The 23,042-nt window shown below is 46.9% G+C and carries 15 protein-coding genes; 1 reads left to right on the forward strand and 14 read right to left on the reverse strand.

All coding sequences use genetic code 11. The features are described from left to right. Window positions 1–13: 13 nt before the first annotated feature. The 5 genes from OCU21_RS08970 to OCU21_RS08990 form a co-directional block, all read right to left on the reverse strand. Window positions 14–1,243: a restriction endonuclease subunit S gene (locus OCU21_RS08970; protein ID WP_261807072.1), complete on the reverse strand. Its 1,230-nt coding sequence runs from the start codon at window positions 1,241–1,243 to the stop codon at window positions 14–16. Window positions 1,244–1,272: 29 nt separating this feature from the next. After that, window positions 1,273–4,488, reverse strand: a complete 3,216-nt coding sequence (locus tag OCU21_RS08975) for a type I restriction endonuclease subunit R (protein WP_261807073.1) — start codon at window positions 4,486–4,488, stop codon at window positions 1,273–1,275. Then, window positions 4,481–5,059, reverse strand: coding sequence for a restriction endonuclease subunit S domain-containing protein (locus OCU21_RS08980; protein ID WP_261807074.1), 579 nt, complete (start codon window positions 5,057–5,059; stop codon window positions 4,481–4,483). Before OCU21_RS08980 ends, OCU21_RS08975 begins: the two co-directional genes overlap by 8 nt. Before the next feature lie 221 nt (window positions 5,060–5,280). Continuing rightward, on the reverse strand, window positions 5,281–6,243 hold the full coding sequence (locus tag OCU21_RS08985; protein ID WP_261807075.1) for an AEC family transporter: 963 nt from the start codon (window positions 6,241–6,243) through the stop codon (window positions 5,281–5,283). Window positions 6,244–6,266: 23 nt separating this feature from the next. Then, entirely contained in the window at window positions 6,267–7,889 is a 1,623-nt protein-coding gene (locus tag OCU21_RS08990; protein WP_261807076.1) for a malolactic enzyme, read from the reverse strand. A gap of 103 nt (window positions 7,890–7,992) precedes the next feature. Here OCU21_RS08990 and OCU21_RS08995 point away from each other — a divergent pair, with 103 nt between their 5' ends. Beyond that, on the forward strand, window positions 7,993–8,877 hold the full coding sequence (locus tag OCU21_RS08995) for a LysR family transcriptional regulator (protein WP_261807077.1): 885 nt from the start codon (window positions 7,993–7,995) through the stop codon (window positions 8,875–8,877). A 1,067-nt stretch (window positions 8,878–9,944) separates the two neighbouring features. Here OCU21_RS08995 and pgmB read toward each other — a convergent pair. The 9 genes from pgmB to OCU21_RS09040 all read right to left on the reverse strand — a co-directional run bounded on the left by pgmB (window position 9,945) and on the right by OCU21_RS09040 (window position 22,809). Continuing rightward, window positions 9,945–10,622 (reverse strand): beta-phosphoglucomutase, encoded by a 678-nt coding sequence (pgmB, locus tag OCU21_RS09000; protein ID WP_261807078.1) that lies wholly within the window; start codon window positions 10,620–10,622, stop codon window positions 9,945–9,947. A gap of 21 nt (window positions 10,623–10,643) precedes the next feature. Next, complete coding sequence (locus OCU21_RS09005; RefSeq protein WP_261807079.1) at window positions 10,644–12,935, reverse strand: glycoside hydrolase family 65 protein; 2,292 nt, start codon at window positions 12,933–12,935, stop codon at window positions 10,644–10,646. Then, window positions 12,916–13,755: a DUF1189 family protein gene (locus OCU21_RS09010; RefSeq protein WP_261807080.1), complete on the reverse strand. Its 840-nt coding sequence runs from the start codon at window positions 13,753–13,755 to the stop codon at window positions 12,916–12,918. Before OCU21_RS09010 ends, OCU21_RS09005 begins: the two co-directional genes overlap by 20 nt. Before the next feature lie 28 nt (window positions 13,756–13,783). After that, the gene (locus OCU21_RS09015; RefSeq protein ID WP_373875480.1) at window positions 13,784–14,650 is read right to left on the reverse strand and encodes a sugar ABC transporter permease; all 867 of its coding nucleotides are present in this window, start codon (window positions 14,648–14,650) and stop codon (window positions 13,784–13,786) included. A gap of 1 nt (window position 14,651) precedes the next feature. After that, a complete protein-coding gene (locus tag OCU21_RS09020) occupies window positions 14,652–15,956 on the reverse strand; it encodes a carbohydrate ABC transporter permease (protein ID WP_373875481.1) in 1,305 nt (434 codons plus the stop codon). A 73-nt stretch (window positions 15,957–16,029) separates the two neighbouring features. Beyond that, the gene (locus tag OCU21_RS09025) at window positions 16,030–17,301 is read right to left on the reverse strand and encodes an extracellular solute-binding protein (protein ID WP_261807083.1); all 1,272 of its coding nucleotides are present in this window, start codon (window positions 17,299–17,301) and stop codon (window positions 16,030–16,032) included. Between the two features lie 121 nt (window positions 17,302–17,422). Continuing rightward, the gene (locus tag OCU21_RS09030; RefSeq protein ID WP_261807084.1) at window positions 17,423–19,186 is read right to left on the reverse strand and encodes a glycoside hydrolase family 13 protein; all 1,764 of its coding nucleotides are present in this window, start codon (window positions 19,184–19,186) and stop codon (window positions 17,423–17,425) included. A 43-nt stretch (window positions 19,187–19,229) separates the two neighbouring features. Beyond that, the gene (locus OCU21_RS09035) at window positions 19,230–20,924 is read right to left on the reverse strand and encodes an alpha-glucosidase (RefSeq protein ID WP_261807085.1); all 1,695 of its coding nucleotides are present in this window, start codon (window positions 20,922–20,924) and stop codon (window positions 19,230–19,232) included. Window positions 20,925–21,822: 898 nt separating this feature from the next. Continuing rightward, window positions 21,823–22,809, reverse strand: a complete 987-nt coding sequence (locus OCU21_RS09040; RefSeq protein WP_261807088.1) for a LacI family DNA-binding transcriptional regulator — start codon at window positions 22,807–22,809, stop codon at window positions 21,823–21,825. Window positions 22,810–23,042 lie beyond the last annotated feature (233 nt).

Raw genomic sequence — 23,042 nt, forward strand, 5'->3', positions numbered from 1 at the left:
TCATTCTCCTTTTTTAAACAAACATTTGTTGCAGCAACGCTTTTTTCTGTAATTGCAAATGATCCAGCTCACGCTGATGAAGGGTGATAAGGTTGTCCAACAGTTGGAAGAACGTGCCGATTTTTTGCTGTTCTTCAATGCTAGGTATAGTTAGATTCATTTGTCGCATTTGCTTTCCGGAAACTTCAATAAAAGTTGAACCTGCTCCAGTTGTCTCACCATAACGTTTCAAGGTTGGAGACTGTGAAAATATGAAATAGTTATCTAGTTGATCTTTATGCGGCACAATTGATTGAAACCCCTGATTTGTTGCCCCCTCTTTTTCGAGAATTGCCGTGTTTCCAATACCTGCCCGCGATGTAAATAAAACTGTTCCTAAAGGTAATAATTGTGCCGAGCTCTTTTGTAGCCCAAGTTTAGTGATTTTTCGCTTACTGGCGTGCAAGTATATTTCATTGCCTAATTCATTGGGAGAATACCAATCGATATCTCCATCCCAATAGCCTGATACCCCAGTACTTGGAGTACCTCCTCCTAGAATATCAGCAACTTCCCCCAACTTCCGCTGTTCCCAAGCGTCAGTAAATTCAGGAAAACGAATCTCAGGATATTTCTCCCCATTTTTGGGAAACATTTTCTGAAGTAACCCATTTTTCAGTTTTTTCAGGTCAGAAAGCTTACGCTGATGAAGGGTGATAAGGTTATCCAACTGTTGGAAGAAGGTGCCGATTTTTTGCTGTTCTTTATGATTTTTTGGTATGCGGAGACTTTTTTTCAATAACTCTGTTTTTGTAACTCCTTTTATTGCAGTTCCTTGAACCTCATTCAACTCGGAATTAATCTTTCTGTAAAGCGAATAGACGCCAAATCTCCCATCGACCTGTAAATTACTAAGCGAAAGAAAATCTTGAGATGTAGAGTATTCATGTGAGATAAATGCAAGCTTACCAACACCAACTCTCGTAACGATAGCTATCGAATTGCTAGGAATTATTTTTGCGGCTGATTTTATCACAGCTATATTGGTAATATGTTTTTTTACCAGAACATCAAATAGTTTTCCCTCGGAGAGATCCGATGACTGAATCCACGGAATATCACCTGACCAATATTCTGGAATAGATGTTTTTGGAGTACCACCGCCATAAGTATTATCCGCCAGGCTTAGAACCTTCCGCTGTTCCCAAGCATCAGTGAACCCGGGAAAGCGTAGTTGTGGAACATTTTTCTTTTTTTCGTTCATTTTTGTGCTCCTTCCAGAAGTGACCTTAATTATTGTTCCAATAGTTCATCAGCCAAAGCATAGATAGCTTCGCGTAACTTGTTCCGATATTTGATTTTCGATAATTTTTGTACGGCTGGATCGTGGGCCAACGTGCGATATTGTTGAGACGCCTGCGAAATGATTGTGGTGATTTGGCCGGTATCATCTAGGTCCTGGGTCTGCCAATGATGACGGCTAAATAATTCGCGCATTCCCTGTCCAGAAATAATATCAGTAATGCCCCATTTGACCCGGAAATCAAGTAAGGTACGTTCCAAAACTAAAGTATTGGCTTCTTGAATAATCACTTCGCTATCCTTCAACTTGGCCGGATATTTAAAATGCGCGCCAGCAGGTGGATAATGGCCATTGATAATTGCAACCGCGGCATTAATAATTCGCGCCGCGTTGGTTCGATCAGCCAAGCCATTAGCAAACTGGGTAATTTTGACTTGGGTTTCTTTTGCCTCTTCAGTTTTACCTTCATGAACTTGATTCAATAATTGTTCAACCAGTTCGGTCAAATAATCGTAATCAACTTTAACGTCTTTAATGTGTGTCATTTGTAAGTCAATCTGTTGGATCGAAACCTTCTGCTTCTTAGCAAGATGTGTCTTCAATTCATTGGCCAGGACAGTGGTCAGGCTAACTTCTTGCTCAGGCGTCATCCCTAAGCCATCATAAATGGCCTTTGGATTACTGTAATCAAAGCCATCATCATTATCAGGATTTTCGTCTGGATTGTATTGCTTTAGCTGAGACATCCCCTGATTATAATCCCGCAGCAAATCAAACATGTAATCCTTCTGCTTTTCTGAAGGTGGTAACTGAGTGAAATCACGGGTCAAATCAGCCAATTTCTTAACTGTTTGTTTGACTTTAGCAAAGACATCAGGGAAATCAGGTGCGGTCACCCCGTCATCAATGTTTTGCTTACGTCGGTCTTCATCGGAAAGACTAGCCGAGTTCTTATTGGCATAAATAGCCAGCGCTTGGTTCATCAGCTTTTCGTTCTGGGCTGGCCAACGATAATTGACCACTCGCCCCCACGGCTTCTTTTCTAGATCCGCGATGCGGTTGGTCCGTGAGTAGGCTTGAATCAAGGCGGCCCCTTTCAAAGTCCGATCGACGTAAAGGGTATTCAGCTCAGGCGCGTCAAAGCCTGTCAACAATTGATCGACCACAATGACCAAATCTAGATATTGACCGTCACTAGCGGAACGATTTAAACGTGAAGTAACATCTTGGGTATAGCCAGAGACATCATTCATTTCGAAACTAGTCCCGAACTCATGATTATAGGCCTTGATTGCATCAAACAAACCACGATTCGTGGCCAACATGCTGTCATTATTGGAGGAGTTCTGGCTGAAAGTCACGGCAACTTTCAGGACGCGTTCCCCTTTGGCGGCGTTTAACTGATTGACCCGTTGAAATTCCTTGAAATACATCATCGCCATTGGTGTACTGGCCTTGCCACCACCTACGTGAGTGGTCAGCAACGCATTGTAGCGGCCTTCGCTGGAACGGTTCCACCAGTTCCGATAAATATCACGGACAACTTCCTGCACATGCTCGAGGTTCTCATCGTAGAAACTTGGCTCGACAGCATCGTCCATATCATCTTGGGTCAGATTGGCGATTTTAGTTTGAATCGCCGCCTCGGTCCAGTCTGGATGTTGCTCATGATAAAAGGTGGGTAAATATTTCGCTTTCATCTTGTCTTCATTGATGGTGGTCTCAAAATCGACCTTGAAACCCAATACGTTGTGGTCAGCGATTGCTTGGCGAATCGTGTAGGCATGCAGTAATGGTCCAAAGATATCTTCCGTCCGCAAGCCAGTCGTCGTTTCATCAAACATCGGTGTGCCGGTATACCCCACCCAAGCTGCATGATGGAAAGCCGCCTGGATCCGCTTGAACGAGTCGCCACCAGTAGATCGATGAGCCTCATCGACAATAAAAACAATATGTTTATTCGGCGATTTAAAGGATTTTCGTTTAACCAGCGTATCTAATTTCTGCACCGAAGTGACGATAATATTATTATCTTTCGAGCGTAATTTACGGCTTAAATCGGTGGTGTTATCGGTGCTTTGAACACTACCAACGGCATCAGCACTGGCATCAGGATCATAAGCCTGATAATTCTCGTTGGTCTGTTTGGTCAGTGCGATTCGATCCACCACGAAGACGACTTTATCAATGTTGGGCATGCGACTGGCCAGCCAGGCGGTTTTGAAACTGGTGATTGTCTTGCCGGAACCAGTTGTGTGCCAGATGTAGCCAATTCTATTAACGCCCATCTCGAAATCAGCATGTTTCAGACCTTCGATTACTTTTTGAGTGGCATAAACTTGGTACGGTCGCATGACTTTTAGCATTTGTTTGTTCTTAGTACCATCAAGGATCATATAGTTGGTCGCCATTTGGTGCGCCATCGGGATCGATAACATAGAATCCGCGAATTCCCGCCAACCCCGCACAATTCCACTGTCATCATTCTTGGAATTATCCGCAGAATTACGTTGCCAATTAAAGGCGAAATCTTTATTGAATTTGTCCGCAGTGGTATTCGCCATATACTTAACATTATTGGGAGTAATCGCCACCAATATCTGCAAGGTGGAGAAAATATCATGATACTGATTCTCATCGGCATATTGCTGCATCTGATTCAGAGCCTCGTTGACATCATGAGTATCGCGCTTCTCTTCAATTTGAATGATCGGTAGCCCATTGATCAATAAAGTTGTATCAAAGCGCCGGTTTTGTTTGCCACTAATCACAGCGGGACGTTCAATCTGGTTGACCACCTGATAAATTGTATCTCCAGCCCCAATCTGTTTCTGGTCGAAAACCGTCAAGAAAACGTGTCGGCCATCATCGAGATCAATTTCAATCTGGGAAACGCCGTTGAGGCCGTACAAGAATTGCCCCGCCTCATAGGGGGTTCGCAACCCCGAAATGATCTTCTTGACCTGATCAAATTCAACCACACTGAGAGGGTGCTCTAAAGTGTTCCGGTTATGCTGTTCCAAAATCAGTTTAAAGTTAGCCCAAAGCTGTGCAGTACTTTTGATTTCCGGTTCATACTGCCATAATTTCGTTTTATAAATGTAATTGACCGGGTAATCAGAAATCGTCAACCCTGCAGCAGGATCCGTGATCGTGCCACTAGTCAAATATTGAATCAGTTCGTTTTCAAATTTGATTTCATTCATTTGTGTTTAACTCCCTTAATTTCTTTAGAATGATCTTGGTTTCTGAAGTAGCGACGCGTCGTTTTAAAGCTGCCAACCGTAATTGACTGACGTAAACGTCACCGATTGCTTTTTGTTGCTGTGTATCGGGTAATGACGGTAAGATCAGATCTTTGATTTGACGGAGGCTGTACCGAAGAATAGTCGAGCCCTGGAGCCCTTGTTGTAATTGCCGAAGAATATGGGGGTCTTCATTAAACAGATAAAGCAGATAATTCGAATCAATTGACACGATCGGCTGTAGCTTGACATAATTCTGGGTCAAGAGAAAACCAGCGTGACGCGGTTGCACGCACACCACTTGCCCAGAGATCAGACTTAGCACAAGCTCACCTGACTTGGCTGTGACTAACTGATCCCACGTGCGCACTTGCTTCACCTCGCTCCGATTAGAATCAAGACCAACGATGTCTGCTTCAAGCTCCATTTGACCATAGATTTGATAAAGCGGTGCTTCCTCATCCGTCGTCTCCGTAATTCGAAATTGAGGTGTGCCACTGATCAGTTCAATCATTGCTGTCAATTTCTTCATTGATCGCTCCGTCCTTCCTTTTGTCCCTATTGTTTGACCGCTTTCATTATCATGATTTTATTCTAGCATAGTTTCCGCAAAAAGGAAGCTCTATTATGTAATTTTGGTAAATTACATTTTCAGACTGATAATGCCTGACAAAAAAAGGTTCTAATCGTGACATCACGATTAGAACCTTTTCTCGATAAACCTATTCTATTTTAAACATGTAAATCAATTTCCTACAAAAAGTTAACAACTTGCATCAGGATCGGCACCACGATCACGAATAGTACGGTGGAGGTGGTGACAAGGTTGGTGGCGTATTCCACGTCGCCGTGCGCCTGACCGACCAAGATCGGTAAGACTGCCAGTCCAGGGGCGCCAGCTTGGATGATCAAGGTGCTGCTTTCGATCGCCGGCATGGCGTTGCCCATGCTTTTGCCAATGAGGATCATGACGATCATCAATGCTGGCGCAAAGATAAAGCGGCCTAACAGCGCCCAAACAGTATCACGGTCGAAGCGGATCGACTTCAAGCCAGCATCGGCGAGAATGATCCCGATATAGATCAAGGACATGGGTGTGACGATGCCACCGACCATGTCCAAGGTCTTGGTGATCCAATCAGGTACAGGGATCGCCAGTAGCAAAAAGACCAAGGAAACCAGGAAACCGACTAACGGCGCGGGCAAGAGTTTGCGCCAGTTGAAGTCTTTCTTGGTGCCCTTTTTAATGGTAGGGTCGTCATTGGAAATGAAGAAGACACCGATCGCCCAAGTCGAGATCGTGTTCATCACATAATAAACGAGGAAGTACGGCAGGCTTTTGCTGCCGAACAAGGCCAAGTTCAACGGCAAGCCAATGAAAATGGTATTGGCGTTGGCGAACATATTGATGAAGGTACCCCGACGACCTTGGCGAATGTGTAGCGCTTTGGTCAGCAACCAAGCCAGCAAGTAACTGCAAGCAAAACTGCCAAAAGCGAAGATCAAACCACCAGACAGGCTGGCTAATTTATCGCGGGTCAGATATTTCAAAACAGAAACGAAAATCGAAGCAGGTAAGGCGATGTTCATGATGATAAACGAGATATTGCCTTTGAAACTGTCATCCAAACGTTTGGAACTTCGCAGCCAGTACCCTAGCGCGATCACAATGACGATCTCGGCGACGCTTTGTAATGATGTAATAAATGCGGCCATTTTTCTCAATTCCCCCTAAATAATTAGTATGCTGGTGTCCATTTCAAGTCCGCGACAGCTTGTTGCGCGTCACTGGCAGTCGATAAATGTTCGTCGATCGCTTGCTGAGCCACGCCATTGGCAACCGTCAAGCTGAAGGCGTCCAATTTCGAGACCGGTGGCAAAACCGCCGCGCCCGCTTCTGTCGGATCGACAATCCCACCTAGGGAATGCGCCGCCTTATTGATCATGCCATCGCTTAGCACCTTGGCGTTGACAGCCAGCGCGCCTAAGCCTAAGCCGGGATACACCAAAGCGTTATTGGCCTGACCAATATGATAAGTCACGCCTTGATATTCGATCGGCTTAACAGGGATCCCAGTGGCGATCAGCGCTTGGCCCTTGGTCCAAGTCAATAGATCTTCCGCCTTAGCCTCGGCCAATTTCGTCGGGTTAGACAACGGGAAAATAATCGGCCGTGGTGTGTGCGCCGCCATTTCCTTGACGATTTCTTCTGTGAAGGTGCCTGGTTGTGTCGAGGTCCCGACCAAGATCGTCGGATGAACCGCCTTGACGACTGAGGCCAAATTAGTCAAGTCAGCGGCGTTGGCGAATTCAGACCGTTGATGGGTAAAAGGCTTTTGTTCGGGGGTCAAGCCTGCCGTATCGTCAAACAGCAAGCCTTGTTTATCAACCAAGTAGAAGTGCCGTTTCGCTTCTTCAGGTGACAAGCCTTCTGCCACCATTGCGTCAAAGATTCGCTGCACGATACCAGCACCAGCTGTTCCCGCGCCGAAACTCAAATAGATTTGGTCAGTCAATTTCTCATGGGAAATATTCAACGCGCCTAAGATCCCGGCCAAAGTGATGATCCCCGTTCCTTGAATGTCGTCATTGAACGTCAAGATCTCATCCTTGTATTTGTTTAAAATATTGGCAGCATTATCACGACCGAAGTCTTCGAAATGCAAATACATTTGAGGGAACAATCCTTCCGCCGTGGCGACGAAACGATCAACAAACTCATAATAACGTTGACCGGTCACCCGTTGATGATGATTGCCCAGATAAAGCTCATCGTTCAATAATTTCTCGTTATTGGTGCCCACGTCCAAAACCACTGGCAAAACTGATTTAGGATCAATCCCAGCGGCGGCAGTGTAGACCATCAGTTTGCCCACGGAAATATCGACACCTTGCACACCCCAGTCACCGATGCCCAAGATCCCCTCGCCGTCAGTAACCACGATCAAGCGAATGTCGCGCTCACCAGCAGCCGCGCGCAAGCTGGCCTCGATGCTATCCGGATCATCGATGGACAAGAAAGCAGCGTTTTGTGGGTCTAAGAACAAGCGGCTGTAATTCTCGATCGTGTCGGCAATGGTGGGGTCATAAACGACCGGCATGAACTCGTTGATGTGCTCGCTGAATAATTGATAGAATAAAGTCCGATTTTCATTGAAAATATCCATCAGAAACAAGCGCTTAGCTAAATCAGTTTCCCGCAATTGATACTGACCATAAGCTTGTTCCACTTGTTGCGCCAAGGTTTGCACGAAAGGTGGCAACAAACCAACTGTGCCATTCTCCTGCCGTTCCGCCGCCGTAAACGCGGTTCCTTTATTTAAAAACGGATCATTTAGTAATGCTAACCCAGATTTTTTCATTTTGAAAAACCTCCTCAAATATCTTACAAAAGCTAGGATAGTCCACTATAAATAATATAGTCAAATATGCTATAATTAATAAAAAAGAATTATAGGTGTTGCTATGACAACGTATTTGAAGGATTATGCCTACTTCCAAAAATTAGTTGAATTAAAAAGTTTTTCAAAAACGGCGGAATTTTTCGCGGTCAGCCAACCAACGGTCACATATGCGCTGAAACGGCTGGAAGCTGAGTACGGCAGCCGTCTGATTTCCCGAACGAGTTTCACAAACTCGCTGACCTTGACCGCTGCCGGTGCCCAGACCTTGCAGCATCTGCAACGGATCCTCCACGAAGAACAATTGCTCCGTCAGGATCTCCACCGGATCAAAACAAAAAAGATCCGCATGGGCATGCCGCCGATCATCACCAATTATCTCTTCCCGAAAGTTTTCGATGAATTGGAACAGGCCGATCTGATCGCCCGCATCGAACCCGTGGTCAGTGGCTCCAAGGAGCTACTGGCCCATTTGCAAAGCGGCGCGCTTGATCTATCTTTATTAGGCGCCACCAATATTCCGGAAGCGGCTGACTTGGACTTTATCATGATCCGCCAACAACCTTTTAAGCTGATCGCCGCCGCTGACCGCCAGATCCCGCGGCCGTTAACGCCGGAATTCATTGCCCAACAGGCCTTTATTTTGCTTGATGAACAATCAGTCCACCAACAAGTTTTCCAATTGTTCTGTCGCAAGTATAATATTCTCCCCCAGGTGATCTACCAAACCAATGATTACAAGCTGCTTCTGGATCTGGTGCGTCGCGATCAAGGCATTAGTTTCATCACCGCCACCGCCCTTCACGATACCGATGGCGTCCAACAATTGGACCTCCCCCTCCTCGACCTGCCACAATTCAAGATCATGTTGGGCACCCGCCACAGTTCCGCCGCCGATCCTGACTTGACCACGATCCGGGAAATTTTCCAACGAATCCCCTTTCTCTAGAATCGAAACAGTCAAGCGTAATCACACGAAAATAAAAGCCTAAACACTGCGAGCGGCAACTAGCCTAGCGGTGATTTTTTGAGCCCCTGCTTGAGTGCAGGGTTTGGGTGGGTGTTGCGCGTGAGCGCAACCGGCTGGGACTGCTGTTGCGGACTGGAACGTGGTGGGCATCGTTTGAAGCCAATCCGCAAGCCCGGCGGCTTGTCTTCAAATCGAGCCTTGTCCTAAGCGGCAAAGCCGCCAAGGACAATTTCACCACTGAGCCGCGCAGTCCCAGCCGGTTGCTAGGCAGAATTGATCCTATCTGCAATCGAAGTTGGGTATCTGACAAAGTGCTTTTGCGAGCTAGAGGTCAAAAATCGCCCGCTTTTGAGGTGGTACGGTAATATCAACTGATGCGGATTATTCGGTCGGGATATTTCGATAGTTTAACAGCACATCTCGCTCATTTAATTAAATTCTGGCTGGAAATCTTTACCAGTTCCCTCAACAATCCTTGGTTGGAAACCGACCAATTCAGCTGATTCATCCAGAACTTGCCTTAGTTCATCAGACAGACTGCATTGGTGTCACCAATTTAAAGCTGGTAACCGCTAACGATGGTCGTCAACTGCGTGGATTCCCAGCAATCGGCAATAGCTTGCCCGTCGGCGTGAGTGCTCAAGCGGCTGTTAAAACGTTGAGCGGCTGGAGCGGAGAAATTCGGGGTGAGCTCGCTGTGGGCGCTGTTTTGAGCCAATCCGCAAAGTACGCGGCTTGTCTCAAAATCAGGTCTTGGTCTAAGTGGCAAAGCCACTAAGACCAATTTCACGGCGATCTCACCCCGAATTTCGCAGCGCAAGCTGCGGACAATCTATTCCATATCCAGCAAGTATCAAAAAAAGAGCAATCACACGAAGAAAATGTGATTGCTCTTTTTTGAAACGTGTTACACACAACTGCTTTCTGCGCCGATACGCGATTTGTCACAGATTGTCTGACGCCAATCTGCACCAAATCGCTAGTCGTGCTCAAAAGCAACCCGTTGTGTGCCACACTCTCTTTTTTGAACCATACTCAGAACTCAATTATTGCTTAGCTGCCCAGGTAGCAAAGGCAGTTTTGATCTGATCGAGAGAGATCTCCGCAGTGCTGGTGAAGTTCAGATCAGCTTCATTCAGGATCGCTGGATCACCGATCCCCACTGAGAATTCACCGGCGCCATTGATCGACTGGATCCCGGCAAAGGCATCTTCCAAACCAACCGCTTCTGTCGGCTTGAGGCCAAGTAAAGCCGCGCCCTTGGCGAAAATCTCAGGATCTGGCTTACCTGCATGCAGGCTGGCCGGGTCGACGATCTGGTCGAAATAAGCGGTCAGTTGAAGGCCGTTCAAAATCCGCGGCGCATTCTTGGAAGCTGAGGCCAGCGACATTTGATAGCCATCAGCTTTTAATTGATCCAAGAAGTCCTTGATCCCGGGGAGAATATCCGCCGGCGTCATGTTGGAGATCAATTGAACGTAATAATCATTTTTCTTGGTGGCCAAAGCCTCTTTTTCAGCTTCGGTAAAATCATTTTCCCGCTGACCGAACTTGAGGATCACATTCAGTGAATCCATTCGGCTAACGCCTTTCAATTGTTCGTTCACGCTAGGATTGATCGTGATGCCCATATCATCTTGGGCGATTTTCGCCCAGGCCTGATAATGGAACCGGGCCGTGTCGGTGATCACCCCGTCTAAATCGAATACAAAACCTTTTAGCATTGCTGTTCCTCCATTCACTTCTTAATCGGTGACCGTTAAAACTTGGTCCGCCTTAACGATCTGAGGTTGACCATTCACAGTCAAGGCTAAATCGGTGCCCTTGAGCAATTCCAACTTAGTCTCGTGATGATCCACAGTAACAGCCAAAAGTCGACCGCGGAAATTGATCTGGAAACGATAACTATCCCAATCTTTTGGACAGAACGGCTTCAAAGATAATTGACCATGTTGATGGCGCAAACCAGCGAAACCTTGGACGATCGACAACCAGCCGCCGCTCATCGAAGTGATGTGCAGACCATCGGCAGTATCGTTGTTGTAGTTATCCAGATCCAACCGCGCTGTCCGACTGTACAATTCAACGGCCTTATCTTCTTCACCGATCTCAGCGGCGATAATGCTATAAATACAAGCAGATAAAGAGGACTCGTGAACTGTCATCGGCTCATAGAAGTCAAAGTTCCGTTTCTTTTCCGCTAAGGTAAACTGGTCATCTAAGAAATAGATTCCCTGCAAAACATCGGCTTGCTTGATAAACGGCGAACGCAAGATCTTATCCCAAGACCAATGTTGGTTCAAAGGCCGTTCACTTGGATCCAAGCTAGAAACCGGCCGCAGATCTTTATCAAGGTAGCCATCGTTTTGGACGAAGATGCCTTCCTGGTCATCAACGGGATAGTACATCCGCGCGATGATATCTTGCCAGTAAGCTTGTTCTTCTGTGCTGACCGCCAACGCGTGCTGTTTGGCGTCAGAGACTTGTGGTAAAATCTCCAACGTATAACGTAGCACCCAAGTAGCCATTTGATTGGTATACCAGTTGTTGTTAACGTTGTTTTCATACTCGTTCGGACCAGTGACCCCGTGGATCATATACTGCTGATGCCGTTTGGAGAAGTGGACCCGATCGGCCCAGAAGCGGGCGATGCCAACGAGAACATCGATGCCTTTCGTCAAAACGTAATCAGTATCTCCAGTATAATCGGTATACTCATAAATTGCATGGGCTACGGCCCCATTTCGATGGATTTCCTCGAAGGTGATCTCCCATTCATTATGGCATTCGATCCCGTCAAAAGTCACCATTGGATACAAGGCGCCTTTCAGTCCTTGTTGTTGCGCGTTATGATAAGCGCCGGCCAATTGGTCATAGCGATACTCCAACAATTGGCGGGTGACCTGTGGTTTGGTGACCGAGACATACATCGGCACGATATAAGCCTCAGTGTCCCAATAAGTTGCGCCACCATATTTTTCACCAGTGAAGCCCTTTGGTCCGACATTCAAGCGGGAGTCTTCACCATAATAAGTCATGAATAATTGTGAAATGTTGAAGCGGATTCCTTGCTGCGCTGCTGGATCACCGTTGATCTGCACATCCGATTGGGCCCAACGTTGCGCCCAGACTTGATCTTGCGCCGCTAATTGCGCGACTAAACTAGTTTGATCGGCCGCTTGGATCAACGTCGTTGCACGGCTCACCTGCTGAGCCTCAGGAACATCACGACTGGTAACGACCACCACCTGCTTGCGTAAGGTCAAAACTTGGCCGGTGGTCAAATGGGCGCTGATTGCTTCGCCAACGCGGCCAGATTTTTCAGTCAATGGTTTACGGTCAACAGCCACAGCGCTATCCACGACCACATGCATTTGTTCTGTGATCGTAAACCGTGGTGTCCCGAAAGGATTTTCTTTGGTCTCCATGGTGACGAAATAATTATCATCAGCTAATTGGCCTTGTTGCCGCAACTCCCAAAAAGTCTCATCATAATTAGAATCTTCATTATGAACATTGCCGTTGATCAAAGGCTCCAGTGTCAGTTCAGCTTGTCCCGATAAAACTTCAGCTTCTAAATTGATCAAAGCCAATTCTTGGGTGACGTTGCTCATGAAGCGCAAGAAACTGAAGCGCACACTGGCGCCGCCGATCTCCGCGATGAAAGACCGCCGCAAGACCCCGTCATGCATATCCAATTCTAATTTAAAATCATGAAATTCAGTTTTAGCAAGATCGAGCGTCTCACCATTGACCTTGATCGGGATACTCAAGAAGTCCGGTGAGTTGATGGCTTTACCGAAATACTTCGGATAGCCATTCTTCCACCAGCCGACCCGCGTTTTATCTGGAAACCAGACTCCAGCCAAATAAGTACCTTGGTGAGTATCGCCACTGTAACTTTCTTCGAAATTACCGCGCATGCCCATATAACCATTACCGATCGAGGTCAAACTTTCTTGCAAACGTTTGTCTGCTACTGCCAACTGATCCGTTGCGAGGATCCACGGATCGATCTCAAATAATCGTTTTGTCATTTTGAACCTCTCTGTTGTTTGTAAATTCGTCATTAAACCGTGTCCGCCAATAAATCGCCAAAATCATCAGGGCAAGAACAACTGAGAAAACCATAAACATCAATGAAAAATCAAACCGAACTAATCCGGTCACCATTGCCGCCAAGGTGCCGTATAACGACGCGTTGAGCACGAGATTATGGGCTTCTCCAAAGGATTTGATCGAGGCTTGCCGATTACGTTTCATTAAGGACAAGAAGAACGCCGCTCCCAAGATCAAGAGCAAATTGGAACCCACGACGATCAACCCGACGGAAACTAACATCAACATCATGATCGAACCATGATTAGAACGATACCAACTGTTCTGGAGAAACTTTGTGATATTTTTTTGTGGTGAAACATTGTTTTTCTGTTGATACGTGGCTTGGAAAAGATAGCCGCGTTCTTGCAAGGTGAAGTGGTCTTCGGCCAGATCAACGGCATTGTCCACTTGTTTCAATTGCTTCTTGGTCAAATTTGTTCCGATCAGCGCCTTCTTCGTCTGATAAATCACCTTGTTCTCAGAAGTCTGTAACCGATCATCCTTAAATGTCAGCTGTTGACTGGCATCCTTAAGTTCCTGCCGCGCCAGCAAAGCATTGGCGTCGGGCAGAAAGGCATGAAAATTGAAGGTGGTCTGTTGGGCGTAAAAAATCGGGATCGGCAAGATCATCAGTGCGCTCAAGAAAACGAAGACAATGATCTGTTGCCACCAACGTAACGCGTGACGTCCTTTGAACATGGCTGTCGGCGTAAAAGCCGACATGAAATAACGAACGGGAAAAGCGATTTTCTTCATTAAGATTGTTTCATTCCTTTACTGGGGTTTATCCTTTAGTACTACCTGATAGCAAACCACTAGTGAAGTATTTTTGCAAGTAGAAGAATAAAATACTGATTGGTAAGGCAATCAAGATCGCACCAGCCGCGAACAAGACAACTTGTTGATCACGGGTATTGGTAATGAACTGCTGCAAGCCAACCGCAACGGTCAAATGCTCGTCAGAACGAAGCAAGAACTTGGACATGATGTAATCGCCGAATGGTCCCATGAACGCCCATAAAGCTTGAACGGCGATCATTGGCTTGACCAGCGGCAAAACGATCTGCCAGAAGACGCGGAAGTTGCCGGCGCCATCAAGTTTGGCCGATTCATCCAAGTCATACGGAACGGAATCGAAGTAGCCTTTCATCAGCCAAGTGTTCATTGGGATTCCACCGCCGATATAGATCAACGTCAAGAACCAGTAATGGTCCAAGGCATTGAGCATATTGGCCATGACATAGAAGGCAGTCAAAGCGGCCATGGTTGGGACCATTTGGATAATGATGAAGAACATCAAGCTGAAACGCCGCCCGATGAAGCGGTAACGACTGTATACATAACCGGCCAGCGTGATGACCGCGACTTGGATCAGCATCGTGAAGAAGGCGATGATGACCGTATTCTTGTACCAGGTCCCATAAAGGGTCTCCGTGAACAGACGTTTAAAGTTGATCAGGGTCCATTTGGAGTTGAAGTCCAAGGTAAAGGACTGCACATTACCTTGTTTGAAGGCCGAACTGACGGTGATCAGTAACGGATAGATAATGATGATCGCCAGAATGACCATGTATAGGTAGGTGAAGAAATGCTTGACCCGTCGATTACGGATCGCTGATTTCTCATTGATTTTCTTTTGTCTACGCGCCATCTTAATCATCTCCTAAATCAAATGCGCCCGTCTTCTTGAAGACGATCATGGAAACACCAATGACAATGACCGAGATCAACAAGGTAACCGCGGCGGCGATCGAATACTGTGGTGATTGACCCGTCGTTAATTTATAGATCCATGAAATCAAGATATCAGTACCACCGGCACCGCCACCAACATCTCCAGGACCACCACTGTTAAACAGATAGATCATTGAGAAGTTGTTGAAGTTACCTGTATATTGCGTAATGAAAATTGGTGCGGCCACCGTAAAAATCGTTGGCGCCGTAATGTGATTGAATTTTTGAATCGCGGAAGCGCCATCCAATGTGGCTGCTTCATATAAGTCTTCGGGAATCGCTTGGAGGATCCCGGTGACCATTACATAGATATAAGGGAAGCCCAACCAACCTTGGATCATGATGATCGCAATCTTCGTCCAGAATGGATCTGTCTTCCACGCTGGTAAGGACATGTGCAAGAATGGCAAGATCTTATTGAAGAAAGGAATGACCTGAACATTGATCGCACCAGCTGAATCGTTGAAGATATTGGAGAAGCTCATGATCGAGATGAAGGCAGGTACTGCCCATGGTAAAAGGAAGATGACCCCAAAAGCACGTTTGAATTTAATAAAGTCCTGATTTGCTACGATCGCCGTGAAAATTCCCAAGAACAATTGTAGTGTTGTCGCCACGACCGTCCAAATGATCGTCCAGCCGAAGACCGCGTTGAAAGTTTGGCGGTAACTGCTTAGGAAGAACAATGAGGTGAAGTTCTTGAAGCCGACCCAGTCCAACAGATGAGCAGGTGGAACATGGAGAAAGTCATAGTTTGAAAAGGCGATGAATAAAGTAACCAGCACTGGGAACACGATGATAAACAGCATTAAGAAATAAGCTGGGATCGAGAATAGGTATGGGAAGCCGCCATCTCCGATGTTTTTGATCATCTGAACCAAACTGGTCGATGGCTGCTTACCTTCGTTGGCCTGCTTGGCGATGTTACCTGCGTCATAGATATTGGCCGCGTAAAGAATGATCGCGACAACTAATACAAGGATCTGCAACGTCCCTTCGATCATCATAAAGAGCGAGTTATCCATCATTGGGGTTGAACCCAAGGTAATCAAATTCACGATCTGACGGACACCGGCCAGCGCTAATTCAGCGACAAACGCTAGAAAGAGCACTAAGAAGATCGAGCCTTTCAGGACTTGGTGATTATAAAATTGCCCCAACCCAGGAATAATCGAGAGCAATTTTGCTTTTCTGGGGTCTTGCTTTTGTGGATCAGTCATCACTGGTCCCTTCCTTTCCGTTATGTAAAATGTCGATGGTACGTCGCCATCGACATTTTAAATTCAATCTAGCGGCCTACTTGCTGCCGTATTTCTGTTCAATCTTCTGTTTGATAACTTTGACACCAGCATCAGCGGCTTCTTTTGAAGTCATCTTGCCAGAAGCTGCGTTAGTCACGATTGTTTGACCTGCGTCCCAAACCTCAGACATTTCAGGCAAGTTGATCAATGGATCATCCTTCTTGAATTGTTCGATAACGGCAGTCGTTAATTCAGTTCCGTCTTCCTTAGCAGCGTTTTGAGCTTTTAAGTTAGCTGGGATTTCAGCAGTCATCGTGAAGAAGGTCTTCTGGTTAGCGTCATTTGAGACATAGTCTAACCATTTCTTCGCTAATGATTGGTTCTTAGAATAAGCTGAAACGACCCAAGACTTGCCACCACCAAAGGCTTGATAATCTTTACCATTTGGCAAAGTAGGTAAAACAGTAGCGCCATAATCAATGCCAGCTTCTTTATAAGAAGATGCCTTCCAAGGGCCATCGATGACAACTGCGGTTTTACCCTTGGTGAATTGATCGTCGATGAAGTTCTGGTTTGCTTGAATATCTTGCATCCCTTTAGGCCAAACATTCTTGAAGTAGTTGGTCATGAAGTCCAATGCCTCAACAGAGCCAGCGTTGTTCAAGCCGATCTTCTTAGGATTTGAGTTGTCATCGCCGAAAACGTAACCACCGTAACCCTTGAAGACACCATAGCTAATGTAGAAGTTCGTCCATTGCGCTAAGAAACCAACGTTCTTAGTTTTGTCATTTTCATAAGCAAACTTGGAATCTTTGCTGATCGCTTCGATCTCATCAAAAGTGGTTGGCGCTTTGTCGATCAACTTCTTGTTATAGTACATGACGATCGATTCGATCGTCACTGGCGCGCCATAATGCTTGCCATCATACTTAACGGCATCTTCACCAGTTGACGCATAGCGACCTGAAACTGGATTGTATTCCGCGACTTGACCTTGCTGCGCTAATCCGCCGACCCGGTCGAATGGTGCCATCATGACATCTGGCGCTTTACCAGCAGGCCCATCCAATTGTAAAGCTTCAAGTTGATCCAACATATCTTTGTTGACCATCTTGATCTTCACATTGTTATCTTTTTCGAACTTACCCTTGATTTTGTTGACATACTTCTTATAACCCTTATCAACGGAAATCGTCAAAGTCTTCGATTCCGAACTCGTTGCCGATTTCTTATCACTACTTGATGAATTACCACAAGCAGCTAATGATAAAGCAACCGTGGCAGTCAAAGCAGCTAAACCTACATAACGCCATTTCTTCAAATTCATTACTTGTTTCCTCCTCGAAACGTAATTTATTGATTTCGCTTACAACCACATTATGGTTTCTTGTAAGGGCTTTAGCAAGCGATAAATCAATGTTACCGATAACAGAAAACCTAAGCCAACTTTAGCGTTGACTGATCACAAAACCTGAAGCGGCCAATTCGTCGTTGGTCAAACCTTGACTAAGAACCACTGAATCCGCGGTTTGGAGCGCCCCGATCTTTTGCGCTTGTCCGCTTAAATTGAAGATACCTGTAACAAAAGTCGCCCCATCATCGCGCACGACTTTGACTAAGCCTTGATCATCATCAACGACTTGCCAAGTCAACGCGCCTTGCGTCATCAAATCGGCGTGTTGCAACCGGAATTTGATCAACTTCTGGTAAAAAGCAAACAATTCTTGGTCCTGAGTGGCTGGGTCCCAATTCATTGGCTTGCGACAGTCGGGATCATTCCCGCCGTCCATCCCCACTTCACTACCATAATAGATACAAGGCTCACCTTCTTGCAGGAAGGTGAACGCCACGGTCTGCCGTAACAGCGCTTTGTCACCTTGACACAAAGTCAATAGCCGCGCCGTATCGTGGGAATCCAAGGTGTTCAGCATGACTTCATTGACTTGTTGTTGATACAACATCCGTTGGTAGTTCAAACCGGCGACCATCCGTGTCGGTTGTAAACTTTTATCCACCAGGCCTTTGATCACGGTTTCCGTAAAGGCGTAATTCATCACCGCTGAGAATTGATCGCCCTGCAACCAAGGTTGGGAAGAATGCCAGACCTCACCCAGAATATAAAAATTAGGTTTGACCGCATGGCAAGCCGCCGCGAATTGGCGCCAGAAATGATGGCCGACTTCATTGGCCACGTCCAACCGCCAAGCGTCGATATCGAATTCTTTGATCCAATAAGTCGCCACATCCAAAAGATAGGCTTGAACTTCTGGATTAGCGGTATTCAGCTTAGGCATATGTGGGGTATAAGCGAAGGTGTCGAAGCTTAATTCGTTGGCGTGTTCGAAGTCAGTGGTTTCTTGGTAACTGATCGGGAATTTATTGACGTGGAACCAGTTGGCGAAACGAGATTTAGACTGGTTCGTCAACACATCCTGCCATTGAACGGAGCGATCGCCAATATGGTTGAAGACCGCGTCCAGCATGACTTTCATGCCCCGTTGATGCGCTGCAGCCACTAATTTCTGGAAGACTTCTTTATCGCCAAAGTCAGGATCGATCTCCAAATAGTCGATCGTATCATACTTGTGGTTAGAATAGGCTTTGAAAACCGGGCAGAGATAGAGGCCATTGATGCCCAGATCCTGTAAATAATCGAGATGATCAAGAATGCCCTGAAGGTCGCCACCATAATAATCAGTCCGTCCGGGGCTGACCGTGCTATCCCACGGCTTAACATCAGCAGGATCATTGCTGGTATCGCCATTAGCGAACCGCTCTGGAAAAATCTGATACCACACGGTGTGGCGCACCCAGTCTGGTTCCTGAAAACGATCGATCTCGTGGAAATACGGCTGTCGGAATGGATTGCCGCCACCACCGATCAGACTAGGGTCAAACGGAAAACAGCCCCGATCGCCATACAATAATTCCGAGCCATCCGTGCCGACAACGCGGAAATCATATTGGACCCGCTTGTGGGGCACTTCTAACGCGGCTTCCCAATAATCATGGGCCTCGGTGCTGGCGATTTTACTCATCGCGATCGTTTCGTAAGGCCATTGCCCCTTCTCGGAATCATAAGGGTCGCCATAAAAACAGTCGACAGCTTGAGCATCGTCGCGTTTGGTCCGTAAACGCACCCGAAAGTCGTCTGGCTGATATAAATAGGCGAACTCACTATCTGGGCGGTGATAAATTGCTGCTGCTTCCATAAATTCAATAACCTACTTTCTTGATTTGATTGTTGCGCTTATTTTATTCGGCCGGCCAAGCTACTTGATCTTGCTGCAAGACCAAGGTTGACCAAGGCGCCAAATGCCAGGAGTTTTCATCTAAGGTCACTTGACCTACCGTGAAGGTAATGTCGGCGTTCAGCCAATCGTCATTTTGGTAAGTGACCGTTTCGCTGGTCAAGTTGGTCAAGACCAAGGCACTCTTTTGTCCTAATTGTCGTTGATAAACAATTAGGCCGGCGGTTTTGACCAACAACAACCTGAATTTACCAGTGGCGAACAACGGCTGTTGCTTCAACTGGAACAACTTCCGGTAGAAATTTAAAATACTGTCTGGATCCGCCTCAGCAGCCGCCACGGTGATCGGCGCTGGTTGCGTCCGTAACCAAGGTTCGTGCTCCGAAAAGCCCTGATGGACACTGTCATCCCATGGCATCGCCTGACGCGCCGGGGTTTTGTGCAAACCAGACAAATACTGCAAGACAGCTGGCCGTTCCGCTTCAGGAACCTGATCGATCAAGGTGGTCGTCATTTGGTCTTGGAAAGCTGTCGCGCGGGCCAGTTCCGCGTTATGCAGCCCCAATTCTTCGCCATAATAAATGATCGGGATACCCCGTTGCAAATACTGCATCGTGGCCAAGGTCTTCAAACTGCGACTTTCAAATTTACGATCAGCATAAACGGTGGCCATTCGCGGCAAGTCGTGGTTGCTGAAATACAAAGTTGGTTGGGTCGTTTGCGCCAACGCGGTCTGCCATTGCACGATACTGGCTGGTAACGCCGCCGTATCTAGTTGCTCAGCTAGGGGCAACTTGACCGCCGCCGTTAACTTCGGCGCAGGAACCGCCTGTTTCGGCAAATTGCGGAAACTAACGATGGCGTCGCACAAAGCACTGCCCCGGTTAGTCCGCGTATAAAGCGCCGCCAACGCTGGATCCGCCGAAGCGCCCTCACCAAGAATGAACAGGTCTGGGTTGATTTTTCGCAGTTCATCAATGAATTCTTGCAAATAGGTCACAACATTGGGCAAGTTGGCGTACATTGGCTCCGCAATCACTGGCCCGGTCTGATCCGTCGGGAAATTCTGGCCTAGATCCGCCTTAGCAATATGAATGAACGCGTCTAAGCGTAAGCCGTCAATGCCTTTTTCCACCCAATACTTAGCGACCTCGATCATCGCTTGCCGTACTTCTGGATTGGCCCAATTCAAATCAGGCATATGCTTGTCAAAAAGGTGGAAATAATACGTATTGGGTTCGGCCGGCACTTGTTCCCAAACCGAACCGCCAAAGAAGGAACCCCAATTGTTCGGCACCTGGCCGTTGGGCGTGTCTTGCCAAATATAATAGTCGTGAAATAGACTCTTTGGACTTTTCAGCGCGTCTTGAAACCAAGGATGTTGATCCGAGGTGTGATTGAGCACGAAATCCAGCAAAATGTGGAGATCCAGTTCATGGGCCCGTTGGATCAACGCGTCCATGGTCGCCATCGTGCCGAAATGTGGATCAACCGTGAAATAATTGGAAACATCATAACCATTATCAACTTGTGGTGAGGTAAACACCGGGTTCAACCAAATCGTATTGACCCCTAACGACTTGATATAATCTAAGCGATCTAATAAGCCTTGCAGATCACCAAGGCCATCATTGTCACTATCCTGAAAACTGCGAGGATAGACCTGATAAATGATCGCGTTTTCGTACCATTGCTTCATAATAAGTCGGTTCCTTTCTGAAAAAGCTACAAACGAGCGTGGAACTGCAATACTTCCACTGCCTATCTTATGGAAGAACTGCCGAAACAACAAGCTTTCTAGCCGATGTTATCGGTAACAAGTTTGACCGTGTATCAGACGCCAGAACATTGACATAACAGGGGAACAAGAGTGCGGAGCGCCCCGATTAGCTTCTGAGCATTAGCCTAGTCAGGATTTTGGAAGCTGGGTTTTGCTTCCGGAAGCCTGACGTAGCTAAGCGCAGGAAGCTGGGGCGCGCAACACGTTTCAAAAGAGTGCGGAGCGCAACGGGTTGACTGCGAGCATTAACCTAGCTAGGATTTTGGAGGCCGGTTTTCACCTCCGGAAGCCTAGCGTAGTTAAGCACAGCAGTCAGTTGCGCGTAGCACGTTTCAATTATGTCCGCGGCCTACGCCGCCCCAGCAGGCAGATGTAGTGAGGCTCCAGGTCGGGCTGGGGGTGGTGGAACGCTGCGGGCACGATTTTGAGCTTTTCGGAAGTGCACCGAAAATCTCAAAACTCGACCTTATTCTAGGCGGCAGAGCCGCCAAGAATAATCTCGCGGCTGACTCACCCCCAGCCCGACCTTCCGCCAAACGAGCAAACAGACCGCCAACGCCCAGAGTACGAACCGGTCTGGGCAGTTCCAAAACATTAGCCTATTTGCCTAAACGTTCTTGCCGACGAGCCGAGCAATGGTAGTCAAATCGGCGGTTTTACGTGACCTTCAGTCCATGATCTGATCTGCAATTGCCCGACCACTTTAGTCAGCATGCTGCTCTACTTCCCCATGTTCAAGGGAGCGGATCGTGGCCAAATGGCAACAAAAAAGTCCATTGTTACGTAACAATGGACTCCAAAAAGCAAGTAATCAGATTTAATTTAAATGATAATTGCGGGTGGTATTGCGGCGAATCAACTCCGGTGAGAACATCACCTCAGTGCGATCGCGTTCGGGGCTTTGGTCATTGGTGGTGACGCCGTGATTGATTTTTTGCATCAATAATTCGGCGATTTTACTGCCCATGGCCATCACGGGCTGCTTGACCGTGGTCAATTTTGGCTCCGCGATCTGATCCAAGAAAACCCCATCAAAGCCGGTGATCCCAAAATCCTCTGGAATCGCGCCACCCATGCGTTGGATCCCCCGCTCCACGCCGATCGCCAAACGATCACTAGAACAAACAAAACAAGTATTGGGCTTAAATTCATGCCAATGATCTTCAATATATTGTTGCGACTCTGAAGAATGATTGCCGAAACGAATAATTTGTGGCTGCAGCCCAGATTTTTGCATGGTATCCATGTAACCCCGTTCACGGGAATATTCGAAGGATTCCTTCAATTCAATCCCCAAGAAAATGATTTGGTCATAGCCATCTTTGATCGCCGCGCCGGTGGATAAAAAGGTACCGTATTTATTATCGGAATCAACAAAGTCATAGTGATGGCGATTCTCACCATACAAAATCACCGGTTTCCGCAACTCCTGGATCCAGGTGAAGTCATCGTTACGGGCACCTGTAATGATGTAGCCATCACACTCACCAATATCGGCGTTCTTCTGGGTCACCACTTGCAATGCGTACTGATGCGCGTTTAGAAATTGAGCCACTCCCATCAAGAGCGTCGCGTAATAGGGCTCGACTGTGTCGACTTTCTCCAAAATCACCAACTTGATGATCCTAGTCGCATTGGCAGCCAAGGCTTTAGCGGCCAAATTGGGATGATAATCCAGTTCATTCATCGCCTTGAAAACCAATTGCTTAAGTTCATCCGTCACTTGTTCGGGATGATTGATCACTCGGGAAACTGTCATCTTGGAAACATTTGCTGATTTTGCCACGTCATTCAATGTAACGATCTGACTCACCTTCTCTAGTGTTTTTCAGGTACACGTTCTTATTATATTGATATTAATCTGAGATAACAAGGCGCGGTGACTGTTGAGCGCTGATTTCGTTGGACGACGTGTGGGGCTGTGGAGTAAGTTGGTGGGGTAAAAAATAGTTTAGCCACGGCTTGCGCTGCGAAATTCGGGGTGAGCTCGCTGTGGGCGTCACTTTGAGCTTTTCGGAAGGACGCCGAAAATCTCAA

Source organism: Lapidilactobacillus luobeiensis (genome assembly GCF_024345205.1).
GTDB lineage: Bacteria > Bacillota > Bacilli > Lactobacillales > Lactobacillaceae > Lapidilactobacillus > Lapidilactobacillus luobeiensis.

Coding starts and splice junctions, on each gene's coding strand:
- OCU21_RS08970 (WP_261807072.1), bottom strand. CDS start 1,243: ATGAACGAAAAAAAGAAAAATGTTCCACAACTACGCTTTCCCGGGTTC.
- OCU21_RS08975 (WP_261807073.1), bottom strand. CDS start 4,488: ATGAATGAAATCAAATTTGAAAACGAACTGATTCAATATTTGACTAGT.
- OCU21_RS08980 (WP_261807074.1), bottom strand. CDS start 5,059: ATGAAGAAATTGACAGCAATGATTGAACTGATCAGTGGCACACCTCAA.
- OCU21_RS08985 (WP_261807075.1), bottom strand. CDS start 6,243: ATGGCCGCATTTATTACATCATTACAAAGCGTCGCCGAGATCGTCATT.
- OCU21_RS08990 (WP_261807076.1), bottom strand. CDS start 7,889: ATGAAAAAATCTGGGTTAGCATTACTAAATGATCCGTTTTTAAATAAA.
- OCU21_RS08995 (WP_261807077.1), top strand. CDS start 7,993: ATGACAACGTATTTGAAGGATTATGCCTACTTCCAAAAATTAGTTGAA.
- pgmB (WP_261807078.1), bottom strand. CDS start 10,622: ATGCTAAAAGGTTTTGTATTCGATTTAGACGGGGTGATCACCGACACG.
- OCU21_RS09005 (WP_261807079.1), bottom strand. CDS start 12,935: ATGACAAAACGATTATTTGAGATCGATCCGTGGATCCTCGCAACGGAT.
- OCU21_RS09010 (WP_261807080.1), bottom strand. CDS start 13,755: ATGAAGAAAATCGCTTTTCCCGTTCGTTATTTCATGTCGGCTTTTACG.
- OCU21_RS09015 (WP_373875480.1), bottom strand. CDS start 14,650: ATGGCGCGTAGACAAAAGAAAATCAATGAGAAATCAGCGATCCGTAAT.
- OCU21_RS09025 (WP_261807083.1), bottom strand. CDS start 17,301: ATGAATTTGAAGAAATGGCGTTATGTAGGTTTAGCTGCTTTGACTGCC.
- OCU21_RS09030 (WP_261807084.1), bottom strand. CDS start 19,186: ATGGAAGCAGCAGCAATTTATCACCGCCCAGATAGTGAGTTCGCCTAT.
- OCU21_RS09035 (WP_261807085.1), bottom strand. CDS start 20,924: ATGAAGCAATGGTACGAAAACGCGATCATTTATCAGGTCTATCCTCGC.